This window comes from Pseudoalteromonas sp. GB43 (assembly GCF_054923805.1).
In genome coordinates, this window is sequence record NZ_JBPCHJ010000001.1 from 3,134,882 (window position 1) to 3,157,914 (window position 23,033).

General features: G+C 41.2%; 17 protein-coding genes, 11 tRNA genes and 5 pseudogenes. 17 read left to right on the top strand and 16 right to left on the bottom strand.

The window, feature by feature from the left end:
* The first annotated feature begins 15 nt into the window (after positions 1-15).
* Positions 16-555, top strand: a pseudogene (gene syd / locus ACRWSG_RS14910) (SecY-interacting protein).
* Between the two features lie 56 nt (positions 556-611).
* Here the strand turns inward: syd and ACRWSG_RS14915 are convergent.
* The 3 genes from ACRWSG_RS14915 to ACRWSG_RS14925 form a co-directional block, all read right to left on the bottom strand.
* Positions 612-1,385 carry a Zn-ribbon-containing protein gene (locus tag ACRWSG_RS14915; RefSeq protein WP_054553724.1) on the bottom strand — a complete coding sequence of 258 codons (774 nt, stop codon included), beginning with the start codon at positions 1,383-1,385 and terminating at the stop codon, positions 612-614.
* Positions 1,385-1,651 carry a hypothetical protein gene (locus ACRWSG_RS14920; protein ID WP_054553723.1) on the bottom strand — a complete coding sequence of 89 codons (267 nt, stop codon included), beginning with the start codon at positions 1,649-1,651 and terminating at the stop codon, positions 1,385-1,387. Before ACRWSG_RS14920 ends, ACRWSG_RS14915 begins: the two co-directional genes overlap by 1 nt.
* Positions 1,652-1,806: 155 nt before the next feature.
* Positions 1,807-2,037 (bottom strand): DUF2789 domain-containing protein, encoded by a 231-nt coding sequence (locus tag ACRWSG_RS14925; protein WP_036969581.1) that lies wholly within the window; start codon positions 2,035-2,037, stop codon positions 1,807-1,809.
* Between the two features lie 147 nt (positions 2,038-2,184).
* Here ACRWSG_RS14925 and ACRWSG_RS14930 point away from each other — a divergent pair.
* A pseudogene (locus ACRWSG_RS14930) lies at positions 2,185-2,831 on the top strand (GNAT family N-acetyltransferase).
* A 725-nt stretch (positions 2,832-3,556) separates the two neighbouring features.
* Here the strand turns inward: ACRWSG_RS14930 and ACRWSG_RS14935 are convergent.
* Positions 3,557-3,856: a DUF3301 domain-containing protein gene (locus tag ACRWSG_RS14935; protein ID WP_054553721.1), complete on the bottom strand. Its 300-nt coding sequence runs from the start codon at positions 3,854-3,856 to the stop codon at positions 3,557-3,559.
* Positions 3,857-4,885: a DUF3549 family protein gene (locus ACRWSG_RS14940; RefSeq protein ID WP_194442714.1), complete on the bottom strand. Its 1,029-nt coding sequence runs from the start codon at positions 4,883-4,885 to the stop codon at positions 3,857-3,859.
* A 106-nt stretch (positions 4,886-4,991) separates the two neighbouring features.
* Between ACRWSG_RS14940 and ACRWSG_RS14945 the strand changes: the two genes are divergently transcribed.
* The 11 genes and pseudogenes from ACRWSG_RS14945 (at position 4,992) to msrB (ending at position 15,507) form a co-directional block, all read left to right on the top strand.
* Positions 4,992-5,306 carry a YqcC family protein gene (locus tag ACRWSG_RS14945; protein WP_187490492.1) on the top strand — a complete coding sequence of 105 codons (315 nt, stop codon included), beginning with the start codon at positions 4,992-4,994 and terminating at the stop codon, positions 5,304-5,306.
* Between the two features lies 1 nt (position 5,307).
* Entirely contained in the window at positions 5,308-6,045 is a 738-nt protein-coding gene (gene truC / locus ACRWSG_RS14950) for a tRNA pseudouridine(65) synthase TruC (RefSeq protein ID WP_462166619.1), read from the top strand.
* A 22-nt stretch (positions 6,046-6,067) separates the two neighbouring features.
* Positions 6,068-6,514 (top strand): flavodoxin, encoded by a 447-nt coding sequence (locus ACRWSG_RS14955; protein WP_105175164.1) that lies wholly within the window; start codon positions 6,068-6,070, stop codon positions 6,512-6,514.
* Positions 6,515-6,643: 129 nt separating this feature from the next.
* A complete protein-coding gene (locus ACRWSG_RS14960) occupies positions 6,644-7,375 on the top strand; it encodes an RNA methyltransferase (RefSeq protein WP_194442717.1) in 732 nt (243 codons plus the stop codon).
* 60 nt (positions 7,376-7,435) lie between these two features.
* Entirely contained in the window at positions 7,436-10,834 is a 3,399-nt protein-coding gene (locus tag ACRWSG_RS14965) for a chromosome segregation SMC family protein (protein WP_462166620.1), read from the top strand.
* Positions 10,835-10,867: 33 nt separating this feature from the next.
* A pseudogene (gene zipA, locus ACRWSG_RS14970) lies at positions 10,868-11,594 on the top strand (cell division protein ZipA).
* Positions 11,595-11,676: 82 nt separating this feature from the next.
* Positions 11,677-13,699 (top strand): annotated as a pseudogene (gene ligA, locus ACRWSG_RS14975) (NAD-dependent DNA ligase LigA).
* Positions 13,692-14,036: a DUF3392 family protein gene (locus ACRWSG_RS14980; protein WP_054553712.1), complete on the top strand. Its 345-nt coding sequence runs from the start codon at positions 13,692-13,694 to the stop codon at positions 14,034-14,036. Before ligA ends, ACRWSG_RS14980 begins: the two are co-directional and overlap by 8 nt.
* On the top strand, positions 14,033-14,512 hold the full coding sequence (locus tag ACRWSG_RS14985; protein ID WP_462166621.1) for a DUF2919 domain-containing protein: 480 nt from the start codon (positions 14,033-14,035) through the stop codon (positions 14,510-14,512). Before ACRWSG_RS14980 ends, ACRWSG_RS14985 begins: the two co-directional genes overlap by 4 nt.
* A gap of 19 nt (positions 14,513-14,531) precedes the next feature.
* A complete protein-coding gene (locus ACRWSG_RS14990; RefSeq protein ID WP_054553710.1) occupies positions 14,532-14,984 on the top strand; it encodes a hypothetical protein in 453 nt (150 codons plus the stop codon).
* Between the two features lie 80 nt (positions 14,985-15,064).
* Positions 15,065-15,507: pseudogene (gene msrB / locus ACRWSG_RS14995) on the top strand (peptide-methionine (R)-S-oxide reductase MsrB).
* An 18-nt stretch (positions 15,508-15,525) separates the two neighbouring features.
* Here msrB and ACRWSG_RS15000 read toward each other — a convergent pair.
* The 11 genes from ACRWSG_RS15000 to ACRWSG_RS15050 all read right to left on the bottom strand — a co-directional run bounded on the left by ACRWSG_RS15000 (position 15,526) and on the right by ACRWSG_RS15050 (position 21,777).
* Complete coding sequence (locus tag ACRWSG_RS15000; protein ID WP_462166955.1) at positions 15,526-16,350, bottom strand: ATP-binding protein; 825 nt, start codon at positions 16,348-16,350, stop codon at positions 15,526-15,528.
* Entirely contained in the window at positions 16,325-17,476 is a 1,152-nt protein-coding gene (locus ACRWSG_RS15005) for a histidine kinase dimerization/phospho-acceptor domain-containing protein (protein WP_462166623.1), read from the bottom strand. Before ACRWSG_RS15005 ends, ACRWSG_RS15000 begins: the two co-directional genes overlap by 26 nt.
* Positions 17,473-18,765 carry an extracellular solute-binding protein gene (locus ACRWSG_RS15010; protein ID WP_462166625.1) on the bottom strand — a complete coding sequence of 431 codons (1,293 nt, stop codon included), beginning with the start codon at positions 18,763-18,765 and terminating at the stop codon, positions 17,473-17,475. The genes ACRWSG_RS15005 and ACRWSG_RS15010 overlap by 4 nt, the downstream gene beginning before the upstream one ends.
* A gap of 90 nt (positions 18,766-18,855) precedes the next feature.
* Entirely contained in the window at positions 18,856-20,490 is a 1,635-nt protein-coding gene (locus ACRWSG_RS15015; protein WP_166341475.1) for a response regulator, read from the bottom strand.
* 459 nt (positions 20,491-20,949) lie between these two features.
* Positions 20,950-21,025, bottom strand: a tRNA-Val gene (locus ACRWSG_RS15020).
* Positions 21,026-21,127: 102 nt separating this feature from the next.
* Positions 21,128-21,203: transfer RNA gene (locus ACRWSG_RS15025), tRNA-Val, on the bottom strand.
* 52 nt (positions 21,204-21,255) lie between these two features.
* A tRNA-Val gene (locus tag ACRWSG_RS15030) sits at positions 21,256-21,331 on the bottom strand.
* 43 nt (positions 21,332-21,374) lie between these two features.
* Positions 21,375-21,450: transfer RNA gene (locus ACRWSG_RS15035), tRNA-Val, on the bottom strand.
* A gap of 37 nt (positions 21,451-21,487) precedes the next feature.
* A tRNA-Val gene (locus tag ACRWSG_RS15040) sits at positions 21,488-21,563 on the bottom strand.
* A gap of 26 nt (positions 21,564-21,589) precedes the next feature.
* Positions 21,590-21,665, bottom strand: a tRNA-Val gene (locus ACRWSG_RS15045).
* Between the two features lie 36 nt (positions 21,666-21,701).
* Positions 21,702-21,777 (bottom strand) — tRNA-Val (locus tag ACRWSG_RS15050).
* Positions 21,778-22,418: 641 nt separating this feature from the next.
* Here ACRWSG_RS15050 and ACRWSG_RS15055 point away from each other — a divergent pair.
* From ACRWSG_RS15055 to ACRWSG_RS15070, 4 genes are all read left to right on the top strand, one after another.
* A tRNA-Ala gene (locus tag ACRWSG_RS15055) sits at positions 22,419-22,494 on the top strand.
* A gap of 39 nt (positions 22,495-22,533) precedes the next feature.
* Positions 22,534-22,609: transfer RNA gene (locus ACRWSG_RS15060), tRNA-Glu, on the top strand.
* Between the two features lie 130 nt (positions 22,610-22,739).
* Positions 22,740-22,815, top strand: a tRNA-Glu gene (locus ACRWSG_RS15065).
* Between the two features lie 78 nt (positions 22,816-22,893).
* Positions 22,894-22,969 (top strand) — tRNA-Glu (locus ACRWSG_RS15070).
* The last annotated feature ends 64 nt before the right edge of the window (positions 22,970-23,033 follow it).

Below are 23,033 nucleotides of genomic sequence, written 5' to 3' on the forward strand. Positions count from 1 at the left end.
AATGAGTTTCGCAGTATGTCTGTTTCTATAAAACTAGATAAGTTACATCAAGCATTTAGTGAAAAATGCCTCGAACGTACAGGAAAGCTTCCTGTTATTGAACATGATACAGCATGACCAAGTCCATGTGAGCAGGGCGAAGTAGATGAGCAGGGGCTCATTCAGTGGTGTGCAGTTCCACAACAACTTGCTGGCAGTTTAGAAGACTTAGCCAAGGCACTAGAGTTATCGTTTCCTGAAGATTTAAGCCCATTGTTTGGTCATGTCTATGCGGGTAATTTGTTATTGAGTATTGATGATCATCACATTGAACTGCTACAAGCATGGAATGAAGATGATTTTAGCCGCTTACAGCAAAATATTACCGGTCACGTATTAATGAAGCGCAAGCTAAAGCAGCCAGAAACCGTATTTATTGGTCTTACAGAGCAAGATGATCTGCTGATCACTGTATTAGTCGAAAGCGGTGAGGTTTGCTTAGAGTATGTGGGTAAAAAACCACATCATGTGCTAGCGAAAAGCATCAGTGAGTTTTTAGACAAAGTAACGGTGTAAGCTTAAAAAGTAAAAAGGGGCGGTTGCCCCTTTCGTGTATTATTGCCTTTATTAAATTATTGAAAGTCCCACGAAATATTCGAAACAATGCCACAGGGCTCGCAACGAAAATCAAATAAGCCAAACCATGGTTCTGGTAATTTCCACTCGCCATCGCAGCTTGGGCAACGACGTTTAAGCTCTGACTCTTTATCAACGCCGCCTACACGGTATAAATAGTAATAAACCGGCTTCTTGGTTAGAAAACTAATACGTTTCGTGATATCACGACCACGGCGGTATAAGTCACTCTTGATGCTAGTTAGCTCTTCAAGCGCAGGAAATTCACAACGGGTTGCACCATTGATCTGAATTTGATCGCACGCTTGCCAGTCTTCTTGCCATTTAATGAGTGTTTTGTAATCGCCATTGGCAATGGCTGGAATGCGAAATAACGGCACAGGCAAAAAGTCATCACCACAATAAAGCGGGCTACAGGTGTGCACGTACGTGGTATACAAAATATAGCACGACGGATCATGACACATGTCTGCGCCATTTGAGTGAATGTCTTGGCCGACCACTTTAACTTTTGGTGCCAGTAAGCCTGCAGTGTTTAATTGCTCAATGCTATGTTTTACAAACGGGCTATGGTTGAGCGGATGCATCGCATCTTCGGTTGGGCACATTACACGAGTAATGAAAAATCCATCTTTTAAAACCGTTGGAAATTCATCACCAATTATTTGGCCGTTAAAACGAAGCGCATTCACTAGGCGGTTTATCGCCTGCTCAGCAAGCTCTAGGGTAGTATCTTGGTAGCAATCAAAAGTCAGATCGACAACAAACATTATTTTTTCTCAAGCAGTGCTAATAACCTATCTAATTTAGCTTCAATACGATCCAATTGGCTTTCTTTTGGTGTACTCAGTTGTTCATTTGACGGGTTATTGATGAAATTATTAATTGAATCCGGGTTGTTTTTATATTGGCTAACCGCAGCGATGATCACAGGCATCGGCATAGGTTGGGTTAACTTACTTTTAGTTAAGGCAACTGTTGGGGTTTTACCTTCATCAAGAAGGGTTTTAATTGCATCAAATACAACGGCATTCATTTTTGTATAAACTCTTTTATAAAGACTAAAAAGCACCGCAGTATATGGGCTGCAGTGCGCGCGTATGGTAGCAATAATAGATGTGGAGTGAAATTACTTTCCTAATTAACGAGCTAAAAGAATGTTATTTAAGCTTGTTAATTAGCTCGCAGGCGTTACTGGCGTAACCTTGCGTCTAATTCATCAATCACCTCGCTCCAAGCACCATCTTCTGCAAGTGATTCTGCTAAAAAGTGTTGCTGAGCTTCATCCCAAAAAGGCGCTTCCTGCAATAGGGTTGTATCAGACAGTTGATGAGATGCTATAAAAGCATCTATTTCACTTTCTTTGCTCGGTAAACCAAGTTGTGCAAATAGGGTCGAAATATCATGTTTTGTCGTATCCATAGTTCTGCTCCTTGTGTATGGCGATAATTATTACTGCTTGAACTTAATGATGATGAACCGCAGTTTAACTTACGCTGAATTTGTCTTTAATCACCGTTGGGTATATACCTTATAGTCTAGTACGAAAATAATAAAACAAATAAAAGGATGAGTATTTTGACAGTTGCTGAACCCGAAACCTTAAGTGTGCAATACCTGAGTGCTGAAGATATCAGCACTGCCGCAAGCCTTATTTATCAAGCCTATCATGATGATCCCGTTCTTCAGAATGTATTAGGTTTTCAACAAGATAACCCAAGTAAATATGAAACTAAATTACGTGCTTTAGTACGTGAAGAGCTAGCAAGTTTCTGGCAAGAAAAACAGCCTCTAATAGGTCTTTACTCACAAAGTAGATTAAAAGCCATTGCCTGTGTATTTGATTCGGCAAGTGAACTACAAGCTGAGCGATACTGGCATTGGCGCTTAAAACTGATGCTCAGTGCAGGTTACTTGCAAACCAATCAGCTTATAGAAAAAGAGCGTACTATTCGCGAAGCGCTTTCAAGCAAGGTCATTATCTGTTTTTAGCCTTTATAGCCGTTGACCCACATTTTCAGGGGCAAGGTTTAGGCAGATATCTGCTACGAGGGCTTGATGATTTAGTTGAGTCAAGCAATCAAGCAAGTGGTTTAGCTGTATTTGTTACCCGCTCTGAACAGCGTGAATTCTTTAGCTCTGAAGGGTTTGAGGTGTTCAAAGCCTTGAGCTTTAACCAAGTTGAAGGTGACTTGATGTTCAAAGCTGCAAATTAAGCAAAGGACGTTTTGGAAATAGCAATGTGCGATAAGTCTCACATTGCTGTGCGTTTTATCAGTTTAATGCCTTTAAATTTGTACCCATAATTGCTTATTGTAATGATTTTAAAGGATTTATTATTTTTGTCATTTTTGTGACTTAGAAAAAATTACTTTTTATGCCTACCAAGATACCCGCATTTCTCTAAACTTAATCATGTCAAGAAGACGCAGGTTCAATGAATGAACTGATGCCAAGGATTAGGATTATGGCAACAAAGCAAGATGCTTAGCAGGAAGCAAAAGGACAAGAGCTAGGGAAGCAAGGAAGAACGAGGACACTGCCAGGATGCAGTACAATCGCGGAGCGATTGAAAAGGACTGACCAAAGGATGATTTTAGCAGGAAGCTAAAGGAGCGTTTGGAAAACGAAGTGGATAGCCATTGACGGCAAGAGGACGGCACTAGGATGTGTTAAATGTTACATGAGGTAGCATGGTGGGTGTATCGGATGTATACCCGTTCAGGGGAAAGATAAAAAGGCAGCTTCGGCATAAGTAAGGATACTTAATCATGGAAGTAGCAAGATTGGGGCGTGGCTAATAGCTACGCCTTAGTTCTTTCTGGAGGTTGCACTTCTCGCACTTGCAATTATTCTTGTATAACTCGCAACTCGCAACTCGCAACTCGCAACTCGCAACTCGCAACTCGCAACTCGCAACTCGCAACTCGCAACTCGCAACTTAAATCTTATGTGGCGGTATTACGACACTTTTAAGTAATTCATTTTCCATGATCAAAACGCCTTGATACACGTTTTGTCCATCACTTGAAAACTCAAAAATAAATTCGCTTTTGATACCTGGTTTTCCGCTTTTTAAAATACCAAGTCGGCGTTTATTGCAAGCAACACTCATCAATTGCACATTTAATTGCTCAATTTGTCTTTGTGCATGAAGATTAGCTGCTTCGGCTACTTTTCTGTTTAACCAAAAAAAATAGATGATGCTGCCAATGATGATGAGTGTCCACAAGCCTGCCATTTACGAGAATAACCTTCCAATTGCGCGAGCGAGAGTTTCGCTACGATTTTCTTTTCTTAATAAACCTAGTAGGTGAGGGCGAATACTAGGAATTGCAACTAAATCGGTGAAAATACTCACAAACAGTTGTTCAATTTCAGTGTGGTGTGCACAGCAATCCATAAACACATGTAAGCGTTCTGGGTCTTCAAGCGTGCTAAAACAACGCCCTGCAATCGTTAATAGTACATCTGACTGGGTGTTCATATCAGAGCGTAATACAGCATCTACAAGTTGCGCAGTTAAACCTTGTGCTGGTGTTTTTGATAAGCTTCTGAGGGCTGCTACAAGGGCGATGTCGTCTTTATGCTCTATGGCGTTTAAACCATAGGCTAACAATTGTTCTGCAAACACAGGTTCGATTGCAACATGTTCAAGCATTGCACTAAGCGGCTGTAATACTTCGACTGGTAATTGCCCCCAAGCGGCTTGTAGATTTGCTAAATTGTTGTCGTTATCTAAACGCATCGCAAAGTCTGCAATACCTTGTACTGCAACACTTTGCCAATTATCAAATCCCAGTTTGCCTGAAAAATACAGCTGCGCATATTCGTAATACTGTGAAGCACTTTGTTTAAGCAAACATTTAACCTGTGCATTAAATGCCGCTAACTTGTTGGCGTTTGGCGTAAATACATACGGGTTGTTGTCTAATTTGCCTTCGGCATTTTCACCGGTAATTTCTGTACCAAGCGCTTCAATTACCATATTTGCGAAGTGATCACGGCTTGCGCTTACAAGACGGCTTTGCTCATCTAGTGGGAATTTTAAAAACCATACATAAGGTTCTTTAGACGCTTTTACATCCCAAAATTGAATAGCAAGCCAAGCATGACCAGCAAGCGGGTATGGGTAAGGGATTTTTGTTTCTTCAATGGCAAGAAATTGTTTTTTGTCTAATTTCGTGATGTGTCTGCCAATATCGAAGGCACGCCAAGTGGTACCTGCTGCATCCAGAAGTTGCCCTAAAGTGGCGATCTGCTCAGTCATAAAATCTCAATTACCGTAATTAATCTATATCAGCCGCGAATTATACGCCATACCATGGCGCCTTGGAACAGGGTATACTAAGCACAAAGGTATTAAGAGTTTTACAATGCATCAACAGACTTTGGCGCTGCTGCGCGAATTAGAATCCACATTACAACGCCATTCACTTTGGCAAACAACACCGATTGACCCAAGTGCACTCAATTCTGGTGTACCGTTTTGTCATGACACCATGGCTTTTGAGCAATGGCTGCAATTTGTTTTTCTTGAAAAAATGCATACCCTCATTGCACATGCCCAGCCTTTACCCCGTAATTTTGCAATTGCACCTATGGCTGAAATGATGTTGGCACAACACAACGGCGGTAATGATGTGATTAACGTTTTACAAAAACTCGATCAACTTTTGAGTGATGACTAAGATGCAAGAGAGTGTTAAGCCACAATTTGATGAGTTAACGATTCTGTACCGCGATGAAAATTACATTGCGATTGATAAACCATCCGGTTTATTGGTTCACCGTTCGTTTTTAGACAAACACGAAACCCAATTTGCGATGCAAATGCTGCGTGACCAAATTGGTCAACACGTGTTTCCTGTACATCGTTTAGATAGACCAACGTCAGGCGTATTACTGTTTGCGTTAAGTTCAGAAGCAGCCCGTGATATGAATCAGTTATTTATTGATGGGCAAATTGAAAAGCGTTATTTAGCTTTAGTAAGAGGCTTTTTAAACGAATCAATCTTCTTAGATAAACCTTTAAAAGAAGAGCTTGATAAAATTGCCGATAAGTTTGCTGATCAAAATAAAGCACCGCAAGAAGCACAAACGCAATTTCATTGCCTGCACCAAGCAAGCTTGCCTATTCCAATTGGTAAATACCCAACAGTTCGTTACTCGCTGGTGGAATGTTTTCCAAAAACTGGCCGCAAACATCAAATTCGTCGTCATTTAAAACATTTATCATTGCCAATTATTGGTGATGTAAATCATGGTGATAATCAGCATAATCAATTTTTTAGAGAGCATTTTCAGCTTCGTCGTTTAATGTTATTTGCCTCTGAATTAAAGTTTGTGCACCCTTATAGCAAGCAACCAATAACAATTAGAGCGCCATTAGGCGATGCAATGTTAACGATTTGCCAGCAACTTGGCTGACCAACAGAAGAAAAGGATTATTATGGCAACCATTAGTATTTTTGTCGGCAGTGTTTACGGCGGTGCTGAGCGTTTAAGCGAACAAGTTATTGAAGTCATTGAAAAGTCTGAGCACCAAGCGCAATTAGTTGAAAATGGCACGGTTGATGACATGCTGGCTGCGTCACATATTTTAGTGATCACTTCAACGACGGGTCAGGGCGATATTCCTGACAATTTAATCGCTTTATATAGCCAATTAAATGATCAATTCCCACTGTTAACAGGCAAGCAATACGGCATTATTGCTATGGGCGACCGCAGCTATGGCGATACGTTTTGTGGTGCAGGTCGCAGTTTTGATGAGCTGTTTCGCGATTTACAGGCAAAACCTGTTGGTCATCGTTTAGAAATTGATGCCTGTGAAGATTTTGAGCCTTGGCCTGTTACTGAGCCATGGTTAAATGAGTGGCTGACGAAAATTAGTTAATGTCTATTAATTAGCTAGTGTCTCTTAAAAGTGCTGATTGAATAAGCAATTGGCACTTTCCCCTTGGTTTTTCGAGTACAGAATCTGTGACCTTGGTGATATACTTAAGCATCATTTTATGAGGCTGTTATGATTTCAAAAAACCAACTGAAACTAATTCGTGCATTAGGTCAAAAGAAATACCGTAAGCAATATAACCAGTACCTTGTTCAAGGCGAAAAAAATGTACTTGAATTACTAAACAGTGGTTTAAGTATTGCTCATATTTTTGCGACCCCAGCATTTATTTCTGCGCATCAAACAGCGCTTGCAGCCCATCAAGTCATTGAAGCAGACGAAGACAGCCTAACTAAAGCCAGTACACTTGTTAGTAACAACGCCGCCATTGCTGTTGTTGATATGCCAAGTCAGCAAGCATTACCAACATCAGGGCTTATTTTAGCCCTTGATGGCGTGTCGGATCCGGGGAATTTGGGCACGATTATTCGTGTTGCTGATTGGTATGGTATTAAGCATATTGTTACCAGCACAGACAGTGCGGATGCTTATAATCCGAAAACTATTAGCGCAACCATGGGTTCATTTGCTCGCGTGTGTGTCTCACAAACTGATTTAACCAGTTACTTACCTAGTTTAAACCTTCCTGTGTATGGCGCATTTTTAGAAGGTGAGAACATTCACAAAACTGCTCTTAAGCAAGATGCCGTATTACTAATGGGCAGTGAATCCCATGGTATTCGTGCTGATTGCGAAAGCTTAGTTACTGATAAAATCACTATTCCGGCTTATGGCCAAGCAGAATCGCTTAATGTAGCAATGGCAACGGGTATTATTTTAGATAATTTTAAGCGCCACGCTTAACCTTTTACCCTAAAATGGGTTAAATTGAAGAATAACAATAAAAATCGGTAAAACAATTAGATGCGCTTAAGCACCATAAAATTAGCGGGTTTCAAATCGTTTGTTGAACCCACTAAGATCCCATTCCCTGATCAGATGACGTGTGTTGTCGGCCCGAACGGCTGTGGCAAATCAAATGTCATTGATGCAGTGCGTTGGGTGCTAGGTGAAAGCTCAGCTAAAAACTTACGTGGCGATGCCATGACCGATGTTATTTTTAACGGCTCAACTAATCGAAAGCCAATTTCACAAGCCTCTGTTGAGTTGGTGTTTGATAACACCAGTGGTCATTTACCGAATACCTTTGCTGATCGAAACCAAGTGGCGATCAAACGCTTAGTGACTCGAGATGGCCAGTCAATTTATTTTCTAAATGGCAGCAAATGCCGTAAGCGTGATATTACCGACATCTTTTTAGGCACAGGTCTTGGCCCGCGCAGTTATGCGATTATTGAGCAGGGCATGATATCGCGTTTAATAGAGAGCAAACCGGCTGATTTACGTGTTTTTTTAGAAGAAGCAGCGGGGGTTTCAAAATATAAAGAGCGTCGTCGTGAAACGCAAACCCGCATTAAAAGTACCCGCGAAAACCTTGAACGTTTGCTTGATGTAAGGCAAGAGTTGCAAACACAGCTCGATAAGCTTGCAGTGCAATCAGTCGATGCAAAAAAATACCGAGAGCTAAAAGCCACTGAGCGCACTTTAAAAGGGCAAATTGCGGTTTTAAAGTGGCAGAAGTTACACCAACAACAAATCGATAAAGCTGAGCAAATCAATAAACTTAAAGAGCAAATTCAGTTCTTTAGAGAAGCGCACTCTGGCCACGATGATGTTTTAGCAAGTCTTGAAAATCAGGTGCAACTTGAGCAGCAAAAACTGCAAGACGCCCAGCAGGCTCAGCATCAAACTCATACAGAGTTAACCCGCAAAGAACAGCAACAGATAAGTTTAAAGCAGCAACAGCAAACACTTAGCCAAAACCTTATCAAACAGCAACAACTGCAGTTACAAAATAAAGAGTTGCAAGAAGAGCAACACGCTTCAGCCGCCATTTTACAAGAGCAGCTACAAGAAGCGATTGAGCAAAGTTTACTGTGCGCTGAGCAAGTTGCAGAGGTTGAAGAGCAAGTTGCTCTACAGCAGCAACAAACGCAAAGCGCCAATGAGCAATATCAAAGTACCTTACAGAAAAGCCAAGCTCATAGCAGTGATATTAATGTTGCAAAGAATCAACAGGCTCACTTTGCCCAGACTGTTGCGCAACTTGAGTCTCAGCAGACACAACTTGCCGCTGAAATTAGTGAACTCGAAGCGACCCCAGTTGCAGCGCAAATTACAGAGCAACAACAGCATATTCAAACACTGACGAAGGAGCTTGCGCAGCAACAAAGTGCGCTAAATAAACTCACTCAAAACCTAGAACAAGCGGATAAAGAACAACAGCACTTAGAGCAGGATTTAAAGCGGGTTCAGCAGCACAGCAATGAAAATAGAGCCAGCATAGCTGCGCTTAATTCTGTGTTATCAGAGCAAACCGATAGCGAAAGTGTCTCTCTATTGGCGCAGTTAAAGGTGGCTTCTGGCTTTGAGCCACTAATTGAACAAGCCCTACTTGGCCTTGAGCATCTAAAGGTCAGTCAACATAAAGAGCCTAACAGTGTTTGGTTTGCATCTGATGATGAGTTACCAAAAGAGTCATTAGCTAATTATATCGAATCGGGTGCTTACCCTGACTTATTAGCCCGCTTTGCATTTCAACCTTGTTTTGATGACGCTATTTTGGCGGATCCATATTGGCTGGCTGTGATTGATGAAGAAGGCTGTATGCATGGTCGTAACTTTCATACCGATGCTAATAAAGACGCCGACAATTCTTTGCTTTTAAAGCATGCTCAGCTTAGTGATGCACAGCAGTTAGATGAAGAACTCAACGAGCAATTAGAAACTAAGCAGCAATTGCTAAATGAGCATCTAGCTCACAAGAAAACGCTTATCGCCGATAAAGAGCAATACAGAGAGCGAATTCACCAAGCGGCTCAGCAGATTGCATCTGCCAGCACTCGACGCGATATGCTATTAGAGCAGCAAACCCAGTGGCAAAACCAGCTTGTTAAGTTACAACAGCGTCAAACCTTACTGGCTGAACAAAAGCAAAATGCTGACGAACAGCAACAAACGCAGCAGTGTTTACTTGAGCAATTGTTAGAGCAGCAATTAGAACTTGAAACTGAGTTAGAGCAAGCAAAACACCAACAAGGTGAGGCAAATAACCGCTATCGCCAAGTGGCTTCTATGCTTGAGCAATATAAAACGCAAGCCCATCAAGCTAATTTGACTGAACAAAAAGCTCGCAGTGAGTGTCAACTTAGCGAAACCAAACTTCAGCATGCAAATGCCGCCCAAAGTGCTGCCAGTGAAGCTGTATTAGAGCTCAACGAGCAACTAGAAGAGCTAGTGATCCCGCTTGAAGAAGTAGCAGAGCAGATTATGCTATTGCTTGAAAAGCATCAACAAAGTGACGTTGAGCTGAAAAACTTGCAAGCGGCCTTGAGTCAAGCTAAAAAGGAGCTTGCTGATAAGCAAACAGCACTGAAATCATCGCAATCTGAGTTGGTGACGTTACAAGAGCAGTTGCAAGCACTGGCGCTGGATGAGCAAAGTTTAATTGTGAAGGCGCAAGCTGCGTTAGAGCCACTTGAAGAACTGGAACAAAATTTAAAAACAGTACTTGAAGAACTGCCTGACAATGCCAATTTAAATAGCATGCAAACGAGGCTTACAAAAACCACGCAAGCATTAAATGAACTTGGCGCGGTGAACTTAGCGGCAATAGATGAGTTTGAGCAGGCTAAACAGCGCAGCGATTATTTAAATCAGCAGCTTGATGACTTAACACAAGCATTAAATACCCTTGAAGGGGCGATTCAAAAAATCGACCGAGAAACAAAAAATCGTTTCAAGGCGACCTTTGAACAAGTAAATACAGACTTTGGGGAGTTATTCCCAAAAGTGTTTGGTGGCGGTAGTGCTTACCTTGAATTGACCAGTGATGATTTACTTGAAAGTGGGGTGAGCATCATGGCAAGGCCACCAGGCAAGAAAAATTCGACAATTCACCTGCTTAGTGGTGGAGAAAAAGCGCTGACCGCATTATCATTGGTGTTTTCAATATTCAGGCTCAATCCAGCTCCATTCTGTATGCTAGATGAAGTGGATGCGCCATTGGATGATGCGAACGTGGGTCGTTTTTGCCGTTTGGTAGAAGAGATGTCACAATCAGTACAATTTATTTATATCAGTCATAACAAGATTGCTATGGAAATGGCAGGCAGATTGACCGGTGTAACTATGGCGGAACCAGGTGTATCACGTATGGTCGCTGTAGATATAGAACAAGCTGTGCAAATGGCACATGCATAAAATTTAGGCATATCAAATAATAAAGGTGAGGGGATGGCCGAAGAATTAAGATGGGCTTTAATCGTAATCAGTGTATTTGTCATTGGTGGTTTATTAATTCACGGCTTATGGTCGGTGCGTAAAAAGGACAGCCCAGATACGCCTTCAGTTGAACGGGTTGAACCGAACGAAACAACCAGCGAGGTTCAAGAGCCTGCAACTGCAAAACCGCAAGAACGTGATGAGCCAGAGTTTGGTGATTTAAGCTTTTCAGCAGAAAGTCACGACGAACCAGCTGTTTCAGAACAGGTTGTTGAAGAGCCTGAAGCTAAGCAACAAGAAGCTGAAGAAGAACCTGCTGATGCACAAGCTCCAACCGATTTCATTATTGTGCATTTACAAATGCCAGAAGGTTTAACAATGGATGGCAGCCAATTATTGCCAGCTGTTAATATGTTAGGCTTTAAGTATTCTGAAGAAGGTTTCTTTAACCGTCATTTAGACCCAGCTGGCACATACGGTGTTATTCCGTTTAGTGAATATGTACAACCCAGGCACGTTCGATATTGATAATATGGAACAGTTTAGTACGGCAGGTGTTAGCTTATTTATGACCTTACCATGTGATGGCGACGGTCTAAGTGCATTCAACATGTTGCACAGTGCAGCTAAAAAGCTAGCCGATGAATTTGGTGCAACGATTTTAGATAGCAACCGTGAAGAAATGACGGTTGAAAGCGTTCGTGAGTATGTTGAGAAAGTTCGTAGTTTTTCAGCATAATCGCACACACCGAGTATAAGTATTAGGCCACTTGGCGTTAAGTCGTCGAAGTGGCTTTTTTATGTAGATTTTTGAGGTTTTCATGTCCAGCCCTATCTTTGAGCAAATTAGCCAACTTCGTGCCCAGTTAGAAGAGCATAACCATAATTATTATGTGCTGGATGCACCGAGCATTCCTGATGCTGAATATGACCGTTTAATGCGCGAATTAAGCGCCCTTGAGCAAGCTAATCCTGAGTTTCAAAGCCCAGACTCACCAAGCCAAAAAGTCGGTGGTGCTGCACTTGATAAGTTTGAGCAAGTTACTCACCAAGTGCCCATGCTGTCACTTGATAATGCGTTTTCAGAAGAAGAGTTTGCCGCCTTTAACCGCCGTATCAAAGAGCGTTTAATGGACAACAAGGAGCTGACTTTTTGTTGTGAGCCAAAGCTTGATGGTTTAGCGGTATCAATTATTTACCGTGATGGGGTTTTAGTTCAAGCAGCTACCCGTGGCGATGGCATGGTAGGTGAAAACATCACCCAAAACGTGAAAACAATTCGTAATGTGCCGCTTAAGTTACGTGGCGATGACTTTCCAGCAGAGCTTGAAGTGCGCGGTGAAGTATTTATGGACAGCGCTGGTTTTGTCAAACTAAACAGTGAAGCCGAAAAACGTGGCGACAAAGTCTTTGTTAACCCGCGTAATGCTGCGGCTGGTAGCTTACGACAGCTTGATTCTAAAGTAACAGCAAAACGTCCACTGATGTTTTATGCCTACAGCACTGGGCTTGTTGCCGATGGGCAGTTACCAGAAGATCACTATCAACAACTGGCTAAACTGACCGATTGGGGTTTACCACTTTGCCCAGAAACAAAACTGGTTGAAGGTCCAGCAAGCTGCACTTGATTATTACCAAGATATATTGACGCGTCGAAGTAGCCTTGCCTACGAAATTGACGGTGTGGTAATAAAAGTTAACGACAAAAAACACCAAGAGCGTTTAGGCTTTGTGGCACGTGCGCCGCGCTGGGCAATTGCTTTTAAATTCCCTGCGCAAGAAGAAATCACCCAATTACTTGATGTTGAGTTTCAGGTAGGGCGCACTGGCGCAATTACCCCTGTAGCACGATTAGAGCCGGTATTTGTGGGGGGCGTAACGGTATCTAACGCAACGCTGCATAATGGTGATGAAATTGCCCGTTTAGGCGTTAAAATTGGCGATACCGTGATTATTCGCCGTGCGGGTGATGTTATTCCGCAAATTACCCAAGTTGTCCTTGAGCGTCGCCCTGACGATGCGAAAGACATTGAATTCCCTGCTACCTGCCCAATTTGTGACTCACATGTGGAGCGCATTGAAGGTGAAGCGGTTGCCCGCTGTACCGGTGGTTTAGTGTGCCAAGCGCAGCGCAAGCAAGCAATTAAACATTTTGCGTCACGTAAAGCCCTTGATGTTGATGGTTTAGGCGACAAAATTGTTGATCAACTCGTTGACCGTGAACTGATCAAAACACCTGCTGATTTATTTATCCTTAAACAAGGGCATTTTGAATCACTAGAGCGAATGGGTCCAAAGTCTGCTAAGAACTTAGTTAATGCGCTGCAAGATGCTAAGCAAACAACCTTAGCTAAATTCCTATACTCGTTAGGTATTCGCGAAGTGGGTGAAGCAACCGCGCAAAACTTAGCAAACCACTTTTTAACACTAGAAAAAATCACTCAAGCAAGCGTTGATGCGTTAACTGAAGTAAGCGACGTGGGTGAGATTGTTGCCAAGCATGTACGTGGCTTCTTTAGCGAAGAGCACAATATGGCAGTTGTAAATGCGTTAGTTGAGCAAGGTATTCACTGGCCAGAATTAACCGCGCCAAGTGCCGATGCGCAGCCATTAGCGGGCTTAACTTACGTGCTGACTGGCACATTAAGCGAGCTTAACCGTAATGATGCAAAAGCGCGTTTACAAGCGTTAGGTGCAAAAGTATCGGGTAGTGTATCGGCGAAAACAGATGCGCTGATTGCAGGTGAAAAAGCGGGCTCAAAATTAACCAAAGCACAAGACCTAGGCATTGATGTGTTAACTGAGGCTGATCTTATTGCGCTTTTAAGTGAGCACAATGGATAGTCTATTGCAGGCACTGTCGTCAGTTGCTTTAACAATCGGCAGCTGGCTGCAACCACACCTTTACAATATTTCATTACTGCTGGTGGTGTGCTTTTTATCCTTGTATGCAAACGACATTATTAAAGTGACCAAGCGCTTTGTCGCGCGTCGTCACTTTATTATACGCGTGCTTTGCTTTGTGCTGGTCACAGGGTTTGGTATGGGCTTACTTGTGGTGTTTGTAACTCCATTTTTAAGTAAGTTGCTAATGCTACTCGGTGTTAAATGGCTGGCGCTTACACTTACAGCTGCGTTTTTGGTACTCGGCATCATTGCTGATAAGAAGAACCAAATATGAATCGCTACGGGCCAGAATACTGGGATAAACATGGCACTTATCGAACCCCAGTAGCGTTTCATTTAACTTTGTTAGTATTGTTACGCAGTTACTTTATATGGATTATGGCGGCGCTCAGCCGTCGCCCTGATTTAGATATCATGTCGCTGTTTTTTAAGTCGAAAAGCGATTTCTTTACAGCCATTGCTATAGCAGCAATCGCCTTATTACCGGCGGTGATCTTTTGTTTACGCCGACCTCAAGAAAATGCTGAAAGTGCAAAACGTCTCGCGTCTATATGGCGCTTTATGCGCTGGCCATTAATTTTGTGTGCCATCACAGATTTAAGTTGGTTAACCTATCAGGCTGCGCACAGTCATTATCAGTTTTCGTTTTTTTTAGCCTGTCAAATGGTACTGGTGTTATGGGTACTGTTATATTTATTAAAAAGCAGATATCTGTCGGTCTTTTTTAATGATTGGCCAGATCCAATTTGAAAAAAAGTAGGGCTGCAATATGTTGGCAATTAATAAGCTTTTAGCAAAAATTTCACTCACTATCGCGCTGGTATTAATTGCTTTATGGGTATTTACGCCACTTTGGCACAGTGCTGCATTTTCGTTGTTTGTGATGTTATGGGGCTTTATTACGTTATCAAGCTTATATCGAGTGACTCCGTTATTTGTAGCGCGTAACCCCATTACGGATTTACTAAAGCGTGATGTAAATCAGCTAGCACTGATTAGTCTGGCTGGTTTATTCGATTTTAAACGCAAAGCTGAGTTTGTTTTAATTGGCCAAATTAAGCAGATTGAAATCGGCGAAGGTATAATCCATGTAACGGATGTCAACGACCAGCAAATAACTGCAGTATTGAGTGTTGCTAGCAGCCAAATTAATAGCCATTTAGTACAGCTACTTTCTGAGCGTGAACGTGCACAAATAGATATCCGGCTGCAAACACATTAATCACTAGACGCATGCTGCTTGCCCTTAGTAGGGCTTGTGATGTACTGTGCAACTGTTGTATTCAACCCTGAGGGAGCACTATGTTAACTTGGCAAGATATTTTAGAGTTTGCCCATAACGGCAACCCAACACCTCCACGTCGAGTCGAAAAATCGCCATCTGAATGGCAAGCTGAGCTCGAACAAGATGCATTCTATGTTACCCGCTTAAAAGGCACCGAACGTCCTCACAGCTCTGATTCATGTACGATATTTGAACCTGGTCAATATGCGTGTGTATGTTGTGACAACTTACTATTTGACGGTGATGAAAAGTTCGATAGTGGCACCGGCTGGCCGTCATTTACTCAGCCAAGCAGTGTTGAAAGCATTGCCTATATCGCGGACTCTAGCCATGGTATGCAGCGTATTGAAGCAGTTTGTAATGTTTGCGACGCACATTTAGGACATGTATTCCCCGATGGCCGCCGCCAAGTGGTTTACGCTATTGCATGAATGCCATAGCGATGAAAAAACGCGACTAATGCGTGTTTAACCCATACTTAATCTAGGTACTGGGCAATGATGAAAATAAGGTGCTCACGGTGAATTGGCTTACTAATTATGTAGTCTGTCAAAATACTGGATTGCGCCTTATCGTCTTTTAATACCGATGCTGTAACCGCAATGATTGGAATATGCTTAAAGCGATCATCACTACGAATTAGCTGACTTGCTTCTAATCCACCCATCACTGGCATCTTTAGATCCATAATGATCAGATCAGGTTGGTTCTCTTCTACCTTTTTCAAGGCCTCTTCACCGTTTATTGCTGTATCTATTGTAAAGCTCCAGCGTGATAGAAATGACTCCAAGTACTCTCGGTTGTATGGAATATCATCAACTATCAATATACGAGCTGGATTAAAATGATAACTAGAAATAGCAGGGTAATTTCGATGTTTAACCTCTGTTTTTGATTCGGCAAATTCTATATTTGGTAGCAATACAATAAACTCGCTACCTTTATCTTTTTCACTAATTACAGATAGTTCACCACCCATCAATTTTATAAAGCGATGAGATATAGCTAAACCGAGCCCAGTGCCACCAAATTCAGAACTGCGTTGCCCTTGAACTTGCTCAAAATCATTAAAAATCAGCGCTTGTTGATCGGTTGGGATCCCCTTGCCAGTATCTTTGACATGAATTTTTATATTAAAGTGGCCATCATTTTCACGTTCTTCAAAGTCAAAGTGAACTTTAACGCTACCATGTGAGGTAAATTTAATCGCATTACTGATCAAGTTTGTCAGTACCTGTCGAACTTTATTGCTATCAAGTAAAACAGGGGTTTTAAATTCAGGGTGTGAAGTGATTCTGTAAATCTAGATCCTTTTGAGCGCTGAGCTGCAAAAACATCATACTTAGTTCATGGCACATCGTCGGAATTTCGACCCTTTCCATGTCCAGCTGCATTTTTCCTGCATCAATTTTAGATAAATCAAGAATATCATTGAGGACGTTTAGCAGAGAGCTGCCAGAGATTGAAATGGCTTCTAAATAGCGGCGTTTATTTTTATCAGTTTCACTGTCTTGGAGTAATTGGCTGAAGCCTAATACTGCATTAAGCGGTGTTCTTAGCTCATGTGACATATTCGCTAAGAACCTGCTCTTAGCTTGGTTTGACTGCTCGGCTTGCTCTTTGGCATCCAAGTATTCTTGAGTTCGTTTTGCAACGGTTTCTTCTAATTGACTATGTTGCTCATGCATGCTGTTTATTTGTTGTCTTACTGCAGCACGCATCATTTTAAAACCACTGGCAAGAGTGCCAATTTCATCACGACTTTTAATATTTATTGGGCAATTTAGATTGCCAGTGGTAACTGCATGCGAAAACTCAACTAATTGCTCAATAGGCTGTAAAATAATTCGGCGTATAATGATATAAGCAATGAGTAATGCAGTAAGTAAGTAAATTGCGAACAGTGATACAGCATTGCTGATAATTGATTTAGTTTTTAATGTTAAATCAATATCTGAAAAACTAACAATAACATAGCCAATATTTTCATCTTGGGCGTTATTGATTGGAACTGCTACAGCATATTGTTGATCTAAAGTGATGATAGAATTTTGTTTTGGATTGAGCTGCTTTATTATCGTTTGATTTGTTTCTAAGGTATCGACTTTGCTGTAATCAGGGTGAGCGGCAATAAAGTTATTCTGATCGATAAAGTAGATTGTCTTTAAATCATCAAATGTATTATTTGCCAGAATACCTTTAAGAGTGATGCCTTGAATTTTTAAAACCCAACTACCTACTGTATTGTCTTTTGTAAGGGTCTTTATCTCTGAGAGCATAGGTGAAACGATGGCATTAGCTTTTTCACTCATATTCAGCAAGGTTTGCTCTTTTAACTCAATAACATGTAAAGTTGTACTTACCCCTAAAATCAACGTAATAGTAAACCCAATAATGAGTAGGATTTTATGAGCAATACTGACTCTCATTGTTTATTTTCACTCCTTGTCTGTAATGCCCGCATATTAACATTAATTTTTGCATCAGTAGCTTTTATTGATTGCTTTATGTCTGCTCCATAAAAAATTTGACTAAATGTTTGCGATATAAGCTCACCGACAACTGGAAACTCAACCATCCCAGCTTGCAAACGGTCAGGAGTAGCATGCTCAAATACCCATAACATGGCTTTATTAAAGCCTGGTTTGTTTACGAGAGTAAATAGTTTCTCGTGCCACACCTTTTGTCTTGGCGGTGAGCCGCCTGTACTTAATAATGCCGCTGTTTGCTCACTGGTTGCCCACTGAATAAATAACCACGCTGCTTTTTTTTGATTTGATTGGTTATTAATTGCGAATGCCCAAGACCAAGGAGATGTTTCACGGGCGACTGGACCGGCTGGTAACGGTGCGGCTTCCCATTTATTCCAAATATCTGATTCTTCAGCGGTATCTATTTCATTATAAAAATGAGAGGCTAAAAACGCCGAAGCAAGTTGACCTTCTTTAAATAGTCGACGAATTTCATAAAAGTGCAGCAAGCGACTGTTATCAGGATTGCCGAATCCCGTTACAAGGTCTCGGTATGCTTGCAGACTTTGCGCTGTTTGAGGGCTATCAAAAACAGACTGACCTTGCGCGTCAATTACTTCTGCACCATAAGCACGCATAATGGGTAACACTGTCCAAGTGTTTAATCCTGCACCTGGCAGAGTTCGGGAGGCAAATGCGTGCATGCCATTTAAAGATGGGGTGCGGTCAATTGCCTTTTGAAGCTTAATTTTAGTCTCTTGTAGTTGCTCGTACGTGTCGGGTACCGCTAAGTTAAAGTGCTCGAACAGATCTTTACGATAAAAATAAATCGGTGCAGAAAAATCAAATGGTAACGAGTATAAAGCGCCATTGATTTTACAAAGGACCAAGCTACGTTCGCTAATATCTTCTAACTGATACCAAGCTTTGTCTGTGAGTTTTGGGTTATCAATATAGGGTTGTAGGGGATTTATCCAACCTCGACTTTGTGCTTCACCTAAAAAGGTTATACCCATTGGCAGCACATCATAGAGGCCTGTATGCATACTTAAATCTTGGTGGCGACGAACACGCATTTGAGATTGTTCTAAGGCATGAAAACCTACAGATATCCCTGTTAACTCTTCAAATAGAGGGATATATGGTTTTAGGGCCAAAAATGCAGGCTGCTCATCTGCTAATATGTTGATATGTGTACCAGACTCACTTTGCCAGTTTATTTTGGCTTGCTGCCAATATTGCAACATTGCAGAAGCTGAACAAATAGGGCTTGTAATTATGAAAGATGCAATAAGGAGATGCTTTATTAATTTCAAAAAGATGCTCCACGAAGAGGGTTATTCAGAAAGCTTGATATTTAACTTGGCAGCTTGTGCTTTTATTTTATCAAACCTCATAGCTTGTTCATCTTCTAAAGACTGAGACGCTAAGAGGGTGTAGCACTTTCTTGCAAGCATTAAGTTGAAAGACTGCCCTTGACTGTTTGTGTCAAATAAACACTGTAGCAGATTTAACGCAATACTGGCATTTTTAGGCATAATTCTAAATGCTTGTGTGAATGCCTCAAGCGCAGTATTGAGCTGGCCTTTATTAAACTGCGTTACAGCGTGGTTATTGAGCTCTTTCGGGCCAAGCTTAATATCACGTCGCTCAGTTTGCTGTTGTTGAATATAACGTAAATACACCGGATCGCTTACTGACGGGTGGCGTTCACAGTGAGTTATTATTTGGTTAAACAGCATCTGTGCTTTATGGTGAAAACCAAGCTCATGAAACGCTTTCGCTTTATCGAGCGCTCCATCTACAGAACGAATCTGAGTGTCACTTTCATCAAGTTGATTGATAAGTGCTTTAGCTTTTTGATGTTCATCTTTTAAATAATGTAAACGTGCGTTAAGAACATCAATTTGTGTTTGATTATTACTATTCGGAAATTGTTTTTTTAAATCACTCAAATATTGATTTGTTTGTCTTGAAATGCGATTAACTTGATCGGTTTGATCCGTCGTTAAGGCAAAATCAATCCCTGCACGAGCCGCATTTAGGTACACATCAGGGTTGTCGTGAATTGAGTGTTTAGCATAACTAGCTATATCTTTTTGGGTTAAATAATTTTTCTCGTAGTCATGATTAAGTAATGAAACATGGCTAAGCGTTTTTTGCCTCTCGATATTGCGAGGTGCAATTTCAACAGCTTGGCTGAAAAAAAGCTGTGCATCATCAAATTTATTGAGCTTTATCTCTAACTTTCCGAGTAAATCCAGAGCTACTAAGCGTGTTTCACTCCTTTGTAGCATAGTCCTCAACATTCTATGAGCGAGAGTATGCTCATTATTTGCAATTAAAGCTTCCACTAAACCAACTTTTGCCCATGTAAATTTTTGAATATCGAGCACAGATTTGAAAAATGCTTTGGCTTGTTCATTTCTGTTTAAACGAAGTAGGGCATCGCCTTTTAATCTCAATAAAATCGCACTGTAACTATTCGATTTGTTTTGTAGTAATTGATCAATGCTCTTTATAGCTTTTGAGTCGTTTTCATCATCAATCAACTGGTATATATTTTTTAGATGATGCTTTCGCAATAAAACTTTTTCAATTCTATTTTTTAAGTCGTAAATAGTAAAAGGTTTAACAAGAAAGTCATCCGGCTGCAGCTCTAAAACACTATGAACCAAAGAACCACTGGTTTCTGCAGATATAAATATAAAACCTGTGGAGTTTTTAATTAGGCGTTTAACTTTAAGTTCTTCATAAAGCTGATAGCCATCCTGGTGTTTACTTAGATTAAAAGAACAAACAATGAGATCAAACTGTTCTATTTGACACTGTTCTTTGGCTGCAATAGCGTGTTCTGCAAATCGCAACTGACGAAACCCCAATCCCTCTAGAGACTGCTTCATATAGCTTTGAGCAAGTGCTTGCTCTTCGACTATTAATATTTTGGCTTTCGAAAAAATCTTTGCGGGCATTAGACTTGCGACCGAGTATTGTTAACAGTGACTATAATAAACAGTCTAGCTGCTGACAAGGCAAATTACAGCTTTTGCAACGATTTAAAGTTTAGCTTTGGGCTATATCAATAAAGTGAGAAGTGATGAGTAATAGACTTTAGAAGTTAGATATTAGAAGTTAGATAGTAGAAGTTAGATAGTAGAAGTTAGATAGTAGAAGTTAGATAGTAGAAGTTAGATAGTAGAAGTTAGATAGTAGAAGCGGTTGTTATATGTGGTGGGTCGTACTGGACTTGAATCATCAAGCCTGTGTTTTGTAAAGAGAGGAGATGCTTTTGAAAACTAGATATAAAATAAGGAGGTTTTATATGTGGTGGGTCGTACTGAACTTGAACCATCGAGCCTGTGTTTTGTAAAGGGTGGCGATGCTTTTTAATTTAGAAATAAAAATGAAGTATTTAATGAAGTGTTTATATGTGGTGGGTCGTACTGGACTTGAACCAGTGACCCTCGCCTTGTAAGGGCGATGCTCTCCCAACTGAGCTAACGACCCACATATAAATTTTTTGAAGATTAAATGGTTGGTCTTACTGAACTTAACCACCGAGCCTTTTCGTTGTAAAGAGTTGCGATGCTCTTTGCTTCAAAAAGTAAATGGTGGGTCGTACTGGACTTGAACCAGTGACCCTCGCCTTGTAAGGGCGATGCTCTCCCAACTGAGCTAACGACCCATATAATCTTTTTCTTCGCTACCATTTTTAACTTTTTGCTTTAAAAAGTAAATGGTGGGTCGTACTGGACTTGAACCAGTGACCCTCGCCTTGTAAGGGCGATGCTCTCCCAACTGAGCTAACGACCCGCGAAGAATAATCTAAATGAAAACACCATCAAAGTTTATTTAATGGTGGGTCGTACTGGACTTGAACCAGTGACCCTCGCCTTGTAAGGGCGATGCTCTCCCAACTGAGCTAACGACCCATTTAGATTTTTGTAATATGAACACCACTTTAAAAAATGGTGGGTCGTACTGGACTTGAACCAGTGACCCTCGCCTTGTAAGGGCGATGCTCTCCCAACTGAGCTAACGACCCATATTACATACAGCAAATTTTCTTAATGGTGGGTCGTACTGGACTTGAACCAGTGACCCTCGCCTTGTAAGGGCGATGCTCTCCCAACTGAGCTAACGACCCATTAAGAATTTAGATATGAACACCATTAGGGAATAATGGTGGGTCGTACTGGACTTGAACCAGTGACCCTCGCCTTGTAAGGGCGATGCTCTCCCAACTGAGCTAACGACCCATATCTAAAACAACTCATTGCTGCGTTGTTGTGGGGCGCTATTATAGATAGAGTTGTAAATGTGTCAACACTTGAATGAGTAAAAATGTGTTAGATGCAGCTTTTATAAACAATGACATGGCATTTAAGCATTTTTTGGCGAACAAATATGCAATTTACATTCATAAGCTTATATTCAGAGCTTGATCTATAGCTATATGTCAGTGTAAATCATTCTAAAATGATATGAATACAGCAAATCTTTTAAACGGTTTTTCATATCAATAAATTTGCATCAGTTAATTGCACTCTACTTAGCACTATTAAAAACAAAGCAGGGTAGGGTGAAGTCGTTTTATTAAAACTTTAGGTAATGAATTTTATTTTGCATATAAATGTATACCTTTTTAAGGGAGTAAATTAAAAAAGCAAAGAGCCTTTGATAACAAACCAGCAATGAAATTAGCCCAAAATAACTAATTTGATAGCACTTTGTATAAAATACCTCCGCAACGGATTGATATTTAGTCAGCTTGTTGAAATTTAAATCATTTAAATAAACTTAGATAAAAAACTGTTGACTTTATTTGGGGGGCTGCATAGAATGCGCCCCGCACTCAGCGATACACAACCAACATTAATTGGTGGTGTGTATGCAAGTCGGGGCTATAGCTCAGCTGGGAGAGCGCTTCGCTGGCAGCGAAGAGGTCTGCGGTTCGATCCCGCATAGCTCCACCAGATTTGCATAGTGTTTGTCCTAGGGTTGCAGTTTTCTGCGTCCCCATCGTCTAGAGGCCTAGGACACCGCCCTTTCACGGCGGTAACAGGGGTTCGAATCCCCTTGGGGACGCCACTTACTTTAAGTAAGTGAGCAATTGCCAAGAAAATAAATATGTTAGTCTCGAGTACTTACATGTTATTTTAGTAACCTTAACTCCGATATGAGTAAAACTATCATTTAATGTCCTAGTGACACACACTGTGTCCCCATCGTCTAGAGGCCTAGGACACCGCCCTTTCACGGCGGTAACAGGGGTTCGAATCCCCTTGGGGACGCCACTTACTTTAAGTGATGTGTTATTAAAAGCTCGTCTGAATCGAGTCTAACTATTCAGTTGTCCTAGTGACACATTTTGTGTCCCCATCGTCTAGAGGCCTAGGACACCGCCCTTTCACGGCGGTAACAGGGGTTCGAATCCCCTTGGGGACGCCACTTACTTTAAGTGCTGTGTTATTAATAGCTCGTCTGAATCGAGTTTAACTATTCAGTTGTCCTA